The 15,323-nt window shown below is 65.5% G+C and carries 12 protein-coding genes; all 12 read left to right on the top strand.

The window, feature by feature from the left end:
- On the top strand, nucleotides 1-1,235 hold a 1,235-nt coding region (gene gltA / locus AC3FOF_RS39725), incomplete at its 5' end, for a citrate synthase (RefSeq protein ID WP_488729397.1).
- Between the two features lie 572 nt (nucleotides 1,236-1,807).
- Complete coding sequence (locus tag AC3FOF_RS39720; RefSeq protein WP_017226346.1) at nucleotides 1,808-2,923, top strand: branched-chain amino acid ABC transporter substrate-binding protein; 1,116 nt, start codon at nucleotides 1,808-1,810, stop codon at nucleotides 2,921-2,923.
- A 194-nt stretch (nucleotides 2,924-3,117) separates the two neighbouring features.
- Nucleotides 3,118-4,044 carry a high-affinity branched-chain amino acid ABC transporter permease LivH gene (gene livH / locus AC3FOF_RS39715; RefSeq protein WP_017226345.1) on the top strand — a complete coding sequence of 309 codons (927 nt, stop codon included), beginning with the start codon at nucleotides 3,118-3,120 and terminating at the stop codon, nucleotides 4,042-4,044.
- Nucleotides 4,045-4,051: 7 nt separating this feature from the next.
- Nucleotides 4,052-5,326 (top strand): high-affinity branched-chain amino acid ABC transporter permease LivM, encoded by a 1,275-nt coding sequence (locus tag AC3FOF_RS39710; RefSeq protein ID WP_017226344.1) that lies wholly within the window; start codon nucleotides 4,052-4,054, stop codon nucleotides 5,324-5,326.
- The gene (gene livG / locus AC3FOF_RS39705) at nucleotides 5,323-6,102 is read left to right on the top strand and encodes a high-affinity branched-chain amino acid ABC transporter ATP-binding protein LivG (protein WP_017226343.1); all 780 of its coding nucleotides are present in this window, start codon (nucleotides 5,323-5,325) and stop codon (nucleotides 6,100-6,102) included. Before AC3FOF_RS39710 ends, livG begins: the two co-directional genes overlap by 4 nt.
- Nucleotides 6,102-6,803: an ABC transporter ATP-binding protein gene (locus AC3FOF_RS39700; RefSeq protein WP_017226342.1), complete on the top strand. Its 702-nt coding sequence runs from the start codon at nucleotides 6,102-6,104 to the stop codon at nucleotides 6,801-6,803. Before livG ends, AC3FOF_RS39700 begins: the two co-directional genes overlap by 1 nt.
- Before the next feature lie 382 nt (nucleotides 6,804-7,185).
- The gene (gene leuC / locus AC3FOF_RS39695) at nucleotides 7,186-8,595 is read left to right on the top strand and encodes a 3-isopropylmalate dehydratase large subunit (RefSeq protein ID WP_276265104.1); all 1,410 of its coding nucleotides are present in this window, start codon (nucleotides 7,186-7,188) and stop codon (nucleotides 8,593-8,595) included.
- A gap of 16 nt (nucleotides 8,596-8,611) precedes the next feature.
- Nucleotides 8,612-8,743 carry an entericidin A/B family lipoprotein gene (locus AC3FOF_RS39690; RefSeq protein ID WP_488729719.1) on the top strand — a complete coding sequence of 44 codons (132 nt, stop codon included), beginning with the start codon at nucleotides 8,612-8,614 and terminating at the stop codon, nucleotides 8,741-8,743.
- A 10-nt stretch (nucleotides 8,744-8,753) separates the two neighbouring features.
- Nucleotides 8,754-9,404 carry a 3-isopropylmalate dehydratase small subunit gene (gene leuD, locus AC3FOF_RS39685; protein ID WP_017226339.1) on the top strand — a complete coding sequence of 217 codons (651 nt, stop codon included), beginning with the start codon at nucleotides 8,754-8,756 and terminating at the stop codon, nucleotides 9,402-9,404.
- A 49-nt stretch (nucleotides 9,405-9,453) separates the two neighbouring features.
- Nucleotides 9,454-10,521, top strand: coding sequence for a 3-isopropylmalate dehydrogenase (gene leuB / locus AC3FOF_RS39680; RefSeq protein ID WP_017226338.1), 1,068 nt, complete (start codon nucleotides 9,454-9,456; stop codon nucleotides 10,519-10,521).
- Nucleotides 10,522-10,848: 327 nt separating this feature from the next.
- Nucleotides 10,849-11,985 carry an aspartate-semialdehyde dehydrogenase gene (gene asd, locus AC3FOF_RS39675; protein ID WP_276265107.1) on the top strand — a complete coding sequence of 379 codons (1,137 nt, stop codon included), beginning with the start codon at nucleotides 10,849-10,851 and terminating at the stop codon, nucleotides 11,983-11,985.
- Between the two features lie 385 nt (nucleotides 11,986-12,370).
- Complete coding sequence (locus AC3FOF_RS39670) at nucleotides 12,371-15,205, top strand: motility hub landmark protein FimV (RefSeq protein ID WP_488729718.1); 2,835 nt, start codon at nucleotides 12,371-12,373, stop codon at nucleotides 15,203-15,205.
- The last annotated feature ends 118 nt before the right edge of the window (nucleotides 15,206-15,323 follow it).

Here is a 15,323-nt window from a genome sequence, read left to right as displayed (position 1 = left end):
TTTACAAGGGCACGGTCGGCCCCGATGTGATCGATATTCGCAAGCTGTACGGTCAAACCGGCAAGTTCACCTATGATCCCGGTTTCATGTCGACGGCTTCGTGCAATTCGAAGATCACCTATATCGACGGGGACAAGGGCGAGCTGCTGTACCGCGGCTACCCGATCGAGCAGCTGGCGACCAAGTGCGACCACCTGGAAACCTGCTACCTGCTGCTCAAGGGCGAACTGCCCAACGCCAAGCAGAAGGAAGAGTTCGTTGGCGCCGTGATGAACCACACCATGGTGCACGAGCAGTTGCAGTTCTTCCTGCGGGGCTTCCGCCGCGACGCGCACCCGATGGCGGTGCTGACGGGCCTGGTGGGCGCCATGAGCGCGTTCTACCACGACGCCATGGACATCGACGATCCGCACCAGCGCGAAATCTCCGCGATCCGCCTGATCGCCAAGATGCCGACCCTGGTCGCGATGGCATACAAGTACAACATCGGCCAGCCGTACATCTATCCGCAGAACGACCTGTCCTACTCGGGCAACTTCATGCGCATGATGTTCGCCACGCCGTGCGCCCCGTACCAGGTGAACCCGGTGCTCGAGCGCGCGCTCGACCGCATCTTCATCCTGCACGCCGATCACGAGCAGAACGCCTCGACCTCCACGGTGCGCCTGGCGGGCTCCTCGGGCACCAACCCGTTCGCCGCCATCGCCGCCGGCGTGGCCTGCCTGTGGGGCCCGGCCCACGGTGGCGCCAACGAGGCCGCCCTCAAGATGCTGGAAGAGATCGGCAGCGTCGACAACATCACCGAGTTCATCAAGCAGGTCAAGGACAAGAACTCGGGCGTGCGCCTGATGGGCTTTGGCCACCGCGTGTACAAGAACTACGACCCGCGCGCCAAGCTGATGCGCGAGACCTGCTATGAAGTGCTGAACGAACTGGGCCTGCACAACGACCCGCTGTTCAAGCTCGCCATGGAACTGGAAAAGATCGCGCTGGAAGACGAGTACTTCGTCAGCCGCAAGCTGTACCCGAACGTGGACTTCTACTCGGGCATCGTGCAGCGCGCGCTGGGCATCCCGACCTCGCTGTTCACCTGCATCTTCGCGCTGGCCCGCACCCCGGGCTGGATCTCGCAGTGGGAAGAGATGATCACCGATCCGGAATACAAGATCGGCCGTCCGCGCCAGCTGTTCAACGGCGCGGCAAGCCGCGACGTGCCGGAAATCGGCAAGCGCTGAGCTTTTCGCGCGGGGCGGGGAGACCATACTGAAGGAGGGTGTGGCTGACCAGGCAGGGGAGCGCAACCCCTGCCGATGCCCTGTAAGCAGCGCAGCAATACCAAACGCCCCGGCTACGCCGGGGCGTTTGTCATTCAAGGGAAACGGCGCTTGTGCGTTGCAAAAGAGAAATTGCGAAATAGGTGGCGAATACATCAATTTTCGACGATTTGTGCCGTATTTACCCTAACCCGTCCTCATTTGTTGTGCAAATTTGCCATCCAACGAGGGAATTGACCCTATAATGCGGGCTGCTTTGCCGACAGCAGCCGGGCCACCCTTCCGGACTGCGTTGAGGCGAGCGGGGCAGGCGAATCACCTGCGCAATAGAGAACGCATCAACGTTGTCTTTCCGAACCAAGGTCCTCTCCAGTATCGGGAGGGCTGGCACATGCCGGGCCCCGCACACGCTTTTTTCTGCAGGCCCGTCTTCCGCGTCTCGGGCGTCTTTCGGTTGTAGCTCGCGGGTGTTGTTCGATTGCGCAGGTCATGCCGCCTCAGCCCATGACCCATACATAATCGAGGAGCTCCTGATGACGCTGTCCCGTCTTACGTCCATCTCCCTGGCCACGGCCCTGGTCGCTTTCGGCGCCGCTGCCAACGCAGAAACCATCAAGATTGCCATTGCCGGCCCCATGAGCGGCTCGGTCGCCCAATACGGCGACATGGTCAAGGCCGGTGCGCTGACTGCCATCGAGCAGATCAATGCAGCCGGCGGTGCGGGCGGCAACAAGTTCGAAGCGGTGCTGATGGACGACGCCTGCGAGCCCAAGCAGGCCGTGGGGGTGGCCAACAAGATCGTCAGCCAGAAGATCCACTACGTGATCGGCCACGTGTGCTCGGGCTCGACCATTCCCGCCTCCGACATCTACGAGAACGAAGGCATCGTCATGGTGACGCCGTCGGCCACCGCGCCGCAGCTGACCGAGAACAAGAAGCGCAAGTTCATCTTCCGCACCATCGGCCGCGATGACCAGCAAGGCCCGGCTGCCGCCCACTTCATCATTTCCAAGGTCAAGCCGAAGAAGGTCGCGATCCTGCACGACAAGCAGTCGTACGGCCAGGGCATCGCCTCCTCGGTGAAGAAGGACCTGGAAGCGGCCAAGATTCCCGTGGCCGTGTTCGAGGGCATCAACGCCGGCGATTCGGACTACTCCGCGGTCATCACCAAGCTCAAGTCGCAAGGCGTGGACTTCGTCTACTTTGGCGGCTATCACCCCGAAATGGGCCTGCTGCTGCGCCAGGCGCGCGAGCAGGGCGTCAAGGCGACCTTCATGGGTCCCGAAGGCGTGGGCAACAAGGACGTGACGGCCATCGCCGGTGCGTCTTCCGAAGGCATGCTGGTGACGCTGCCGGCCGACTTCTCGGCCGATCCGGCCAACGCCGGCCTGGTCAAGGCTTTCTCCGACAAGAAGCGTGACGCCAACGGCCCGTTCCAGATGCCGGCCTACGCCGCTGTGCAGATCATCGGCGACGCCATCGCCGGCGCCAAGAGCACCGATCCGGCCAAGGTTGCAGCGTACATGCACAAGAACGCCTTCCAGACCCCGATCGGCAAGGTCGAGTACGACGCGCAGGGCGACCTGAAGTCGTTCCGCTTCGTTGTGTTCACCTGGCACAAGGACGCCACCAAGACCGCTGCCAACTAAGCCGCACACCGGCTTTGCACGCCCCGCTCACGGTTTGAGCGGGGCGTTTTGGTATCGGGGTCCGGGCTGCCCGGCGGCAACGGCTTGATCGCCGTGTGCCGGCCGAGGCAATGCCGGCGTGCGGAGCGCGCGCTGCCTGCCGGCACGAGCGGCATGTCGCGCGCCTCCCGCTTCTCAGTTATGGGGCTTCCCGCATGAACGAGTTCCTTCCACAGTTCACCCAGCAACTGGTCAATGGCCTGACGCTGGGTGCGATCTATGCACTGATCGCCATTGGCTACACCATGGTCTACGGCATCATCGGCATGATCAATTTTGCCCACGGCGAGATCTATATGATCGGTGCCTACGTGGGCCTGGTGACGCTCACCGCGATCGGCGCGCAGGCGGGCTATCCGCTGCCGCTGGTGCTGGGCGGCGCCTTGCTGGTGTCCGTGATGGTCACCGGCCTGTACGGCTTCGCCGTCGAGCGGGTGGCCTACCGCCCCTTGCGCGGCGGTCCGCGGCTGGTGCCGTTGATCTCCGCCATCGGTATGTCGATCTTCCTGCAGAACTACGTGCAGATCGGGCAGGGCGCGCGCGACGTGTCCGTGCCGGTGCTGATCTCCGGCGCCATCGAGTTCCAGATGGGCGGCGATTTCACCGTGACCGTGCCGTATTCGCGCCTGCTGATCGTGGGCGTGACGCTGGCGCTGATGATCGCGCTGACGCTGTTCATCGGCCACTCGCGCATGGGCCGCGCCTGCCGCGCCTGCGCCGAAGACATGCGCATGGCCAACCTGCTCGGCATCGACACCAACCGCGTGATCTCCTTCACCTTCGTGCAGGGTGCGATGTTGGCGGCGGTAGGCGGCGTGCTGATCGGCCTGACCATCGGCAAGCTCAACCCGTATATCGGTTTCGTGGCCGGCATCAAGGCCTTTACCGCGGCTGTGCTGGGCGGCATCGGCAGCATTCCCGGCGCCATGCTGGGCGGCGTGCTGCTGGGCCTGGCCGAGACCTTCGCCTCGGGCTATATGCCGGCCGAGTACAAGGATGTGGTGGCATTCGGCCTGCTGGTGCTGATCCTGCTGTTCCGCCCGACCGGCCTGCTGGGCAAGCCCGACGTTGAAAAGGTATGAGGACGCCATGACGCAAGCTATTTCCACGCAAGTCAATGTGGCGCAAGCCACCCCGGTCTCCGACACGCTCAAGAACGCCGTGACCGCGGCCGTGATGACGGCCATCCTCACGATTCCCGTGCTTGGCCTGCAACTCAAGCTGGACGGCTACAAGGTGGTGCTCGAGCCGCACTGGCAGCCGGTCTGGCTGGCGGTGGGTGCGGTCTTCCTGTTTCAGTTGTTCAAGCCGCTGTTCCTGCGCGCCAGCGCCGGCGTCAGGCTGCCGAGCGTGCCCGCGCTGGGCAACGTCCAGCAGCGCAAGGTGATCTGGCTGCTGCTGGCGGTCGGCCTGGTGTTCCCGTTCTTCGGCTCGCGCGGCGCGGTGGACGTGGCCACGCTGGCGCTGATCTACGTGATCCTCGGGCTCGGCCTGAACATCGTGGTGGGCTACGCCGGTCTGCTCGACCTGGGCTATGTCGGCTTCTACGCGGTGGGCGGCTATACCTACGCGCTGCTCAACCAGTACTTCGGCCTGAGCTTCTGGGAGTGCCTGCCGATCGCGGCCTGCATGTCGGCGACCTTCGGCTTCCTGCTGGGCTTCCCGGTGCTGCGGCTGCGCGGCGACTATCTCGCCATCGTCACGCTGGGCTTCGGCGAGATCATCCGCCTGCTGCTCAACAACCTGACCAGCCTGACCGGCGGCCCGGACGGCGTGTCGGGCATCCCGAAGCCGACCGTGTTCGGCATCGAGATGGCGCGCAGCGCCAGCGTGGAGGGCGCCAAGACCTTCCACGAACTGCTGGGCTGGGATTACAGCGGCGAGCACATGGTGATCTTCCTCTATCTGCTGGCGCTGCTGCTGGTGGCCTTCACGCTGTTCGTCACCAGCCGGCTGATCCGCATGCCGATGGGGCGGGCGTGGGAAGCCTTGCGCGAGGATGAAATCGCCTGCCGTTCGCTGGGCCTGAACCCGACCCGCATCAAGCTGTCGGCGTTCACGCTGGGCGCGGCCTTCGCCGGCCTGGGCGGCGCCTTCTTCGCCGCGCGCCAGGGCCTGGTCAATCCCGAATCGTTCACCTTTATCGAGTCCGCGCTGATCCTGGCCGTGGTGGTGCTGGGCGGCATGGGCTCGCAGCTGGGCGTGATCCTGGCGGCCATCCTGCTGACCGTGCTGCCCGAGGTGGCGCGCGGTTTCGCCGAATACCGCATGCTGATCTTCGGCCTGGTGATGGTGCTGATGATGATGTGGCGTCCGCAGGGCCTGCTGCCCGCGAGCCGCCCCCATGTGGAGTTGCCGCAATGAGCCAAGTTCAACAAGCGGAACTGCTGAAAGTCTCCGGCCTGCAGATGCGCTTCGGCGGCCTGCTGGCGGTCGACGGCATCGATTTCGATGTGCGCCGCGACGAAGTCTTCGCCATCATCGGGCCCAACGGCGCGGGCAAGACCACGGTGTTCAACTGCGTGGGCGGCTTCTACAAGCCGACCGCCGGCGAGGTCGCGCTGGACGGGCAATCGATCGCCCGCCTGCCCAGCCACCAGGTGGCGCGCCGCGGCCTGGTGCGCACCTTCCAGAACATCCGGCTGTTCAAGCAACTGACGGTGGTGGAAAACCTGCTGGTGGCGCAACACCTGCAGGTGCGCTCCGGCCTGTTGCGCGGGCTGTTTGCCACGCCGGCCTATCGCCGCGCCGAGCGCGAGGCGCTCGAACGCGCGGCCGTGTGGCTGGAGCGCATGGGTCTGCGCGGCGTCGCCAACCGCGAGGCGGGCACGCTGTCGTACGGCCACCAGCGCCGGCTCGAGATTGCGCGCTGCATGATCACCAACCCCCGCCTGCTGATGCTGGACGAGCCGGCTGCCGGCCTCAATCCGCAGGAGAAGGTCGAGCTGTCGCAACTGATCGACCAACTGCGGCGCGAGTTCAAGATCTCGGTGCTGCTGATCGAGCACGACATGAGCCTGGTGATGGGCGTGTCCGACCGCATCCTGGTGATGGAGCACGGCCGCCCGATCGTGATCGGCAAACCGGCGGAAGTGCGCAACGATCCGCGCGTGATCAAGGCTTACCTGGGAGAGGACTAATGCTGAAGCTGGAACAGGTCCATACTCACTACGGCGCCATCGAAGCGCTGTCTGGCGTATCGATCGAAGTCAAGAAGGGCGAGATCGTCACGCTGATCGGCAGCAACGGCGCCGGCAAGACCACGCTGATGATGACCGTGTGCGGCTCGCCGCGCGCCTCTAGCGGCCGCGTGATGTTCGAAGGGCAGGACATCACGCGGCGTCCCACCCACGAGATCATGCGTCTCGGCATGGCGATCTCGCCGGAAGGGCGGCGCGTGTTTCCCAGCCTGACCGTGCTGGAAAACCTCAAGATGGGCGGCTTCTTCGGCAAGCGCGACGAGATCGAGGCGGGCATCGAGCACGTCTACAAGCTCTTTCCGCGGCTGAAGCAGCGCTCCGCCCAGCGCGCCGGCACCATGTCCGGCGGCGAGCAGCAGATGCTGGCCATTGGCCGCGCGCTGATGAGCCGGCCCCGGCTGCTGCTGCTGGACGAGCCCACGCTCGGCCTGGCGCCGCTGGTGATCGCGCAGATCTTCGACATCATCCGGACCATTCGCGACGAAGGTGTCACGGTGTTCCTGGTCGAGCAGAACGCCAACAAGGCGCTCGGCGTGGCCGACCGTGGCTATGTGCTGGAAACGGGGCGCGTAGTGCTGGCGGACACCGGTGCCAATCTGCTGGCGAACGACCGCATCAAGAGCGCCTACCTGGGCGGTTGAGCGGAGGCCCCCAAGCGCCGACCTGAAGCGCTGGCCGACGCTGACAGGGTGCGCCAAAAACCATCAGCCATGACGACGGCTGTCACGCCCTCTCCCCTCATGGGGAGAGGGAGCAAACCGGGCGGTGCAAGTTGCGCCCGGGACACCTCCCTTTTCGCCATCGGCGAAATCCCCCTTTCGCCAATCACATTACATCTGCGCCGCCGGATGGCCAGGGCAGGGGGTAAGCGCGCGCTATCGCTGTGGCATAATCGATTGCGAAGTCAAGCATCGCAGCAAGCCGCAGTTCATTGCCCGCATTCCTGCGAAAAATCCCCGCAAACTACCGCGCGACGCCGCCAACCGTGCTGTTCCTGACGGTCCCGGCCCGCCCCCCTGCATCATGGCCAAGACGCTTTACGACAAACTTTGGGATGACCACACCGTGCACGTCGAGGATGACGGCACCACGATGCTGTACATCGATCGCCACCTGCTGCACGAAGTCACCAGCCCGCAGGCGTTCGAAGGGCTGAAGCTGGCGCAGCGCCCGGTATGGCGCATCAGCGCCAACCTGGCGGTGTCGGACCACAACGTGCCGACCACCGACCGCAGCCAGGGTATCGCCGATCCGGTGTCGAAGCTGCAGGTGGACACGCTGGATACCAACTGCGACGCCTATGGCATCACCCAGTTCAAGATGAATGACCTGCGCCAGGGCATCGTGCACGTGATCGGGCCGGAGCAGGGCGCCACGCTGCCGGGCATGACGGTGGTGTGCGGCGATTCGCATACCAGCACGCACGGCGCGTTCGGCGCGCTGGCGCACGGCATCGGCACCTCCGAGGTGGAGCACGTGCTGGCCACGCAGACGCTGCTGGGCAAGAAGGCCAAGAACATGCTGGTGCGCGTGGAAGGCAAGCTGCCGCGCGGCTGCACTGCCAAGGACATCGTGCTGGCCGTGATCGGCAAGATCGGCACCGCTGGCGGCACCGGCTACACCATCGAATTCGCCGGCTCGGCGATTCGCGACCTGACCATGGAAGGGCGCATGACGGTGTGCAATATGGCCATCGAAGCCGGCGCACGCGCGGGCCTGGTGGCGGTGGACGACGTCACGCTCGAATACGTCAAGGGCCGTCCGTTCTCGCCGCAGGGCGTGGAGTGGGAGCACGCGGTGGCCTACTGGCGCACGCTGCATTCGGACGCCGGTGCGCACTTCGACCAGGTGGTCGAGCTGCGCGCGGAAGAGGTCCGTCCGCAAGTGACCTGGGGCACCTCGCCCGAGATGGTGGTCAGCATCGAGGACCGCGTGCCGGATCCCGAGAAGGAAAAAGACCCGAACAAGCGCAACGCCATGGAGCGCGCGCTGGAGTACATGGGCCTGCAGCCCAATGTGCCGGTGGACAGCATCAAGATCGACAAGGTCTTCATCGGTTCGTGCACCAACTCCCGCATCGAAGACATGCGCGCTGCCGCGTGGGTCGTGCAGAAGCTGGGACGGCGCGTGGCTGGCAACGTGAAGCTGGCGATGGTGGTGCCGGGTTCGGGCCTGGTCAAGGAACAGGCCGAGCGCGAGGGGCTGGACAAGGTCTTCAAGGCCGCCGGCTTCGAATGGCGCGAACCGGGCTGCTCGATGTGCCTGGCCATGAACGCCGACCGCCTGGATCCGGGCGAGCGCTGCGCCTCGACCTCGAACCGCAATTTCGAGGGGCGCCAGGGCGCGGGTGGCCGGACGCACCTGGTGAGCCCGGCGATGGCTGCCGCGGCCGCCATCGAAGGCCACTTCGTCGATATCCGCCAGCTCGGCTAAAGCGCGCAGGCTCATCATGAAACAAGCCCTGATCGTCATGCTGGCATGCCTTGGCATGCCGCAGCTGGCCGGCTGCAATACGATGGCCGGTCTTGGCAAGGACACTCAGGCCGCAGGCCGCTCGCTCCAAAGCGCGGCACGGAAGTAAGGAACCGACCATGGACAAGTTCACTGTACACAGCGGGCTCACGGTGCCCCTGGACCGCGAGAACGTCGACACCGACGCCATCATCCCCAAGCAATTCCTCAAGTCGATCAAGCGCACGGGCTTCGGCCCGAACCTGTTCGACGAGTGGCGCTACAAGGACGTGGGCGAGCCCGGCCAGGACAACAGCAAGCGCCCGCTCAACCCGGATTTCGTGCTGAACCAGCCGCGCTACCAGGGCGGCTCGATCCTGCTGGCCCGCCGCAACTTCGGCTGCGGCAGTTCGCGTGAGCATGCGCCCTGGGCGCTGACGCAGTACGGCTTCCGTGCCGTGATCGCACCAAGCTTCGCCGATATCTTCTTCAACAACTGCTACAAGAACGGTCTGCTGCCGGTGGTGCTGACCGAGTTGCAGGTCGACCATATCTTCAACGAAACCAATGCGTTTAACGGCTACAAGCTGACGATCGACCTCGACCAGCAGTTGGTGATCACGCCGGGCGGCGAAAGCTACCCGTTCGATATCGCGCCGTTCCGCAAGTACTGCATGCTCAACGGCTTCGACGATATCGGTTTGAGCCTGCGCCATGCCGACAAGATCAAGGCTTACGAGGCGGAGCGCGTGGCGAGGATGCCGTGGCTGAACAATCGCGTGGTTGGCTGAGACTGGCTGAAGTCGGCTGGAAGGCCTAGACATAAAAGGAAGACAGAGCATGAAAATCGCAGTCCTGCCGGGTGACGGCATCGGTCCCGAGATCGTCGCGGAGGCCGTCAAGGTCCTGAACGCGCTCGACGAGAAGTTCGAGCTGGAAACCGCGCCGGTCGGCGGCGCCGGCTATGAGGCCAGCGGCCATCCGCTGCCCGACGCCACGCTCAAGCTGGCCAAGGAAGCCGACGCCATCCTGTTCGGCGCGGTCGGCGACTGGAAGTACGACAAGCTGGACCGCCCGCTGCGTCCCGAGCAGGCCATCCTCGGCCTGCGCAAGCACCTGCAGCTGTTCGCCAACTTCCGTCCGGCGATCTGCTATCCCGAGCTGACCGGCGCCTCCAGCCTGAAGCCCGAGCTGGTGGCCGGCCTGGACATCCTGATCGTGCGCGAACTGAACGGCGACATCTACTTCGGCCAGCCGCGCGGCATGCGCGAGGCGCCGGACGGCCCCTTCCAGGGCGCGCGCGAAGGCTTCGACACCATGCGCTACAGCGAGCCGGAAATCCGCCGCATCGCGCACGTGGCCTTCCAGGCCGCCGCCAAGCGCGGCAAGAAACTGTGCAGCGTGGACAAGGCCAACGTGCTCGAGACCTTCCAGTTCTGGAAAGACGTCGTGATCGACGTGCACAAGGAATATCCGGACGTCGAGCTGTCGCACATGTACGTGGACAACGCGGCCATGCAGCTCGTCAAGGCACCCAAGAGCTTCGACGTGATCGTTACCGGCAATATGTTCGGCGACATCCTGTCGGACGAGGCTGCCATGCTGACCGGTTCGATCGGCATGCTGCCGTCGGCCTCGCTGGATGCCAATAACAAGGGCCTGTACGAGCCGTCGCACGGTTCCGCGCCCGACATCGCCGGCAAGGGCGTGGCCAATCCGCTGGCCACCATCCTGTCGGCGGCGATGATGCTGCGTTTCTCGCTGAACCGTGCCGAACAGGCCGACCGCATCGAGAACGCCGTCAAGAAGGTACTGGCCCAGGGCTATCGCACCGGCGACATCCTGACGCCGGGTTGCAAGCAGGTCGGTACGCGCGAGATGGGCGAGGCCGTCCTGGCCGCGCTGTAAGCGGTATCAAGTTGAAAAGGCGCCGCATGCGGCGCCTTTTCTTTTATTTGTCCCCGATTTCCCCCGTGTGGCAGCGCCACAAAATCGTGTAGACTTTGCGAATGGTCCGAATCTTCCAGTCCCCCTCGACTGCCATCGCCGCCCCGGTTGCTACCCGCAGCCCGGTTGGCCTGGGTTCGCACGGCCACCCGCTTACCGCAACGACGATTAAAACCATTACTACCAAAGCGATCGGCTAGATCGTTCGTCGTGCCTGCTCGTCTTCCCCGCGCAGTCACGTCGGGCGAAGAAAGCGCGGGGAAGTTCAAATCACATCCGAGGTTAGTCATGATTGTAGGTCTCGTCGGCTGGCGAGGAATGGTCGGTAGCGTCCTGATGCAACGCATGCAGGAAGAGCGCGATTTCGACCATATCGAGCCCGTATTCTTCAGCACGTCCAACGCTGGTGGCCAGGCCCCGGCCATGGCCAAGAATGAAACCAGACTCCAGGACGCGAACGACATCGAAGCGCTGAAGAAGTGCGACGTGGTCCTCACGGCCCAGGGCGGCGATTACACCAACGAGATTTTCCCTAAGCTGCGCGCGGCTGGCTGGAAGGGCTACTGGATCGACGCGGCATCCTCGCTGCGCATGAAGGACGATGCCATCATCGTGCTGGATCCGGTCAACCTCGGCGTCATCAAGGACGCGCTGTCCAAGGGCGTGAAGAACTTCATCGGCGGCAACTGCACCGTCAGCTGCATGATGATGGGCCTGGGCGGCCTGTTCCAGCACGACCTGGTCGACTGGATGACCTCCATGACCTACCAGGCCGCTTCCGGCGGCGGCGCGCAGCACATGCGCGAGCTGCTGACCCAGTTCGGCACGCTCAACGCCTCGGTCAAGTCGCTGCTGGACAACCCGGCATCGGCCATCCTGGAAATCGACCGCACCATCCTGGCGACCCAGCACGGCCTGTCGGCCGACGAAACCAAGCAGTTTGGCGTGCCGCTCGCCGGCAACCTGATTCCCTGGATCGACAAGGACCTGGGCAACGGCGTGTCGCGCGAAGAATGGAAGGCCGGCGCCGAGACCAACAAGATCCTGGGCCGCGGCGAAGGCTTCCTGGGTGCCACCGGCGCCGCGCCGATCGCCGTGGACGGCTTGTGCGTGCGCATCGGCGCCATGCGCTGCCATTCCCAGGCGCTGACCATCAAGCTGCGCCGCGACGTGCCGCTCGACGAGATCGAAGGCATGCTGGCGGACAACAACCAGTGGGCCAAGGTGGTGCCGAACACGCGCGAGGCCAGCATGACCGACCTCACGCCGGCCGCCGTGACCGGCACCCTGACCATTCCGGTGGGGCGCCTGCGCAAGATGCAGATGGGCGGGGAATACCTGTCGGCCTTCACCGTCGGCGACCAGCTGCTGTGGGGTGCCGCCGAGCCGCTGCGCCGCATGCTGCGCATCCTGATCGAAGCCTGAGTCGGGAACTGGCCGTGGGGGGGCCTCAAGCACATGTCTTAGGGCATGTCTCGTGGTACTGCTCCGGCTGCCTCGGGGATTCGTTGCGGCAAGGCAACAGAAACCCCGGGCTTTGACGACAACGCCGCGCCTGTGCGCGGCGTTGTCGTTCCCGGCTGCCTATTTCCCCTGGCGTTGCGTCACAATACATCCGGCATATGCCGGGCTGCGGGGCGGTTTCCGCACGCCCGTACGAGTTGGCGCAGGGCTCAGTCAGGACGCTAACTTGCTGCGCTAAACCATTGATGTTAAGTTAATTTCACTATTCAGTGCCCTGCTTCGCAAGTTCACGGCTTCAACGAATTCCGGAACCGGGGCACTGGAACACAACACAACGGAGCACAAGGTGAGTGTGAGCCAACATCGCCGGAAAGATGCGCCTACCGCCCGTCAGCGCTGGTCAACGCTGGCCTTCACGGCACTCGGCTTGCTGCTCGCGCAGCCGGCCGCGTATGCCGCGGGGTTCGGGCAATTGCGGGTACAGTCGAATCTGGGTCAGCCGCTGCAGGCGGAAATCGATATCAGTGGCGTCAGCGCGGAGGAAGCGGACGGGCTTTCCGTCAAGCTGGCACCGCCCGATGCGTATGCCAAGGCCGGCCTGACCTATCTGCCGGCGGTCAGCAGCCTGCGCCTGCAGGTCGAGCGCCGCGCCAATGGCAGCTACGTGGCGCGGGTCCGCTCCAACCAGCCGATCAGCGAGCCTTTCGTCGATATCCTTGTCGACATGACGTGGGCCAGCGGCAAGGTGTCGCGTGCCTATACCTTCCTGCTGGATCCCGCCGGCGCCAAGCCGTCCAACCAGACGTTTTCGCCCACCACCGTGGTGCAGGCCGGAACGCCAGACGAATCCGGTGCCATCAGTCCGGCGCCCGCTGCGCCCGCGCCAAGCGCCGCGCCCGTAGCGGGCGTGGTCCCGGCCCCTGCGGAGCCGCGTCCGGCCGCCAGGCCGCAGGCAAAAGCCCCTGTTCCCGCTCCGCATGCGCGCCGCGCCGCCTCCCCGGCGGCCGATGGCGCCGCCGCGCCTGGCGGCACTTACACCGTGCAGCACGGCGACAACCTTTCCGCCATTGCCGGCGAGGCCTCGCAGGGACAGGAGTCGGTGTCGCTCGACCAGATGCTCCTGGCGCTCTACCGCAATAACCCCAACGCGTTTGTCGGCGGCAATATGAACCGCCTCAAGGCCGGTGCCGTCCTCAAGGTGCCCAGCCAGCAGGAAGCGCAGTCCGTCACACCGCGCGCCGCGCGCCGCGAGGTGGTGGCGCGCACGCAGGGCTTTGATGCGTACCGCAGCCGCCTGGCTACGGCAGCCGCCGCGCGTTCGGTCGAGGCCGGCAGCGGCCGGGAGCAATCGGGCAATGTCACCGCGCGCGTGCAGGAGCAGGCCGCGCCGGCCGCCGGCCCGCGCGACGAACTCAAGCTCAGCAAGCCCGAGCGTGGCAGCCAGGCGGCGGCCGCGGCCCAGGCGGAGAGCAACATTGCCAAGGATCGGCAACTCAAGGAGGCCGAGGCGCGCCTCGCCCAGCTTGAGAAGAACCTTAACGACATGCAGCGGCTGGTCGAGCTGAAGAACGCCGAGATCGCCAAGCTGACCCAGGCCCAGAAGGGCACGGGCAAGGACGCTGCAGCACCCGCCGCGGCGCCGGCGGTGGTGCCGGCCGAGCCGGTCAAGGCCGATGCGGCGGCACCGGCTGCCACGACCGGTGCGGCTGGCTCCGGTGCGAGTGCCGCCGCCACTGCTGCTGCCAATGTAGCTTCGGCCCCCCGGGCCGCAGCGCCGGCCTCGGCAGCCGAGGCCACGGCCGGCGCCAGTGGCGCGAGCGCGGATACCGCCGTTACCGCCGCCAGGCCCGCTGCTGCTTCAGCGCCCGCGGCCAAGCGCGCGCCGCTGGTGACGCAGCCCCAGCCGGTGGCGCAGCCGTCCTTCCTGGAGGATCTGCAGGCCAACCCGATGCTGCTGCCCGGTGGCGGCCTGCTGATTGCGCTATTGGGCGGCTACGCCATCTATCGCCGTCGCCGGCAGCAGAAGGCCAGCGAGAGCGCCGGTTTCCAGGACAGCATCCTGTCGCAGGAAAGCACCGTGATGGCCGGCGGCAATTCGCTGTTCGGCACGGCGGGCGGGCAAAGCGTCGACACCTCGCAGCACAGCGTGTTCGGGGCCGATTTCCGGATTGGCAACAATACCCCGGAAGCCAACGAGGTCGATCCGATCGCCGAGGCCGATGTCTATATCGCCTATGGGCGCGATGTGCAGGCCGAGGAAATCCTGCGCGAAGCCTTGCAGCAAAACCCTGGGCGCCAGGCGATCCGCCTGAAGCTCATGGAGATTTACAACAATCGTCAGGATGTGGAAGGTTTTCGCGTGATTGCAGAAGAAATGTTTGCCCAGACGGGTGGACAGGGGGCGGAGTGGGCACAGGCGGCAGACATGGGGCGGCGCCTTGATCCGGGCAATGCCATGTACCTCAGCGTGACGCCCGACGCGGCCTCCGGCGACACCACGACCCTGCCGGGGGATCAGTGGCGCACCCAGGATCCCTCGCACGATCCGGCGGCGGCGCCGCGCGATGCCGCGCTGGCCGACCTGGCGCTGCCGCTCGATGGTTTCCCGGCACCCGCGGCCGGTACGCCGATCACGGCCCCGGAGTCCGCGGCACGCATGTTCGGCAATATCGGGGCAGAGCCTTCCGTGCTGGCGACCCGCCTGGACGACGGCTTCGACCTGGATGTGCCGGCATCGGATGTACCTGCGCTCGATACGCCGACGCGTGGGCGGCCGCTCGACTTCGACATGTCAGGCATTTCGCTCGATCTCAATCCGCTTGACGTGAGCGGCTCCGGGGCAGTCAAGCTCGCCGATACGCATGACGGCGGCAGGCATGGGGATGGCGTGCCGCTGCCGGCGCCCACCATGCTGCGGGACGGCAAGCTGTCCGAGCCGATCGACCTGTCGCGCGTAAGCGCGGAGAGCGGACTTGACACGGCGCGCGGCATTTCGCCCAGCACGCTGTCCGCGGAGGCCGTCGATGGCGGCCGCGACATGCAGATCAAGTTCGACCTGGCCAGGGCCTATATCGAAATCGGCGACAAGGAAGGCGCGCGCGAACTGTTGCAGGAAGTGGTGGATCAGTCGCAGGATCCGCTGTTGACCGAAGCCCGCAGCCTGCTGCGCGACGTGGCCTGACGGTCAAGCTGTATCATGGCGGGCTGTGCGCAGGCGATGCGCCCGGCTCCGCCACGGACGCGCCGGGAGCATGGCTCCCGGCGCTTTTGTTTTTTATGGGCGGTTCTGGCAAAGCGGC

Source organism: Cupriavidus sp. 96C5-1, assembly GCF_057798855.1.
Note: the sequence above shows the minus strand (reverse complement) of the source record. Positions and strands in the feature narration are given on the sequence as shown.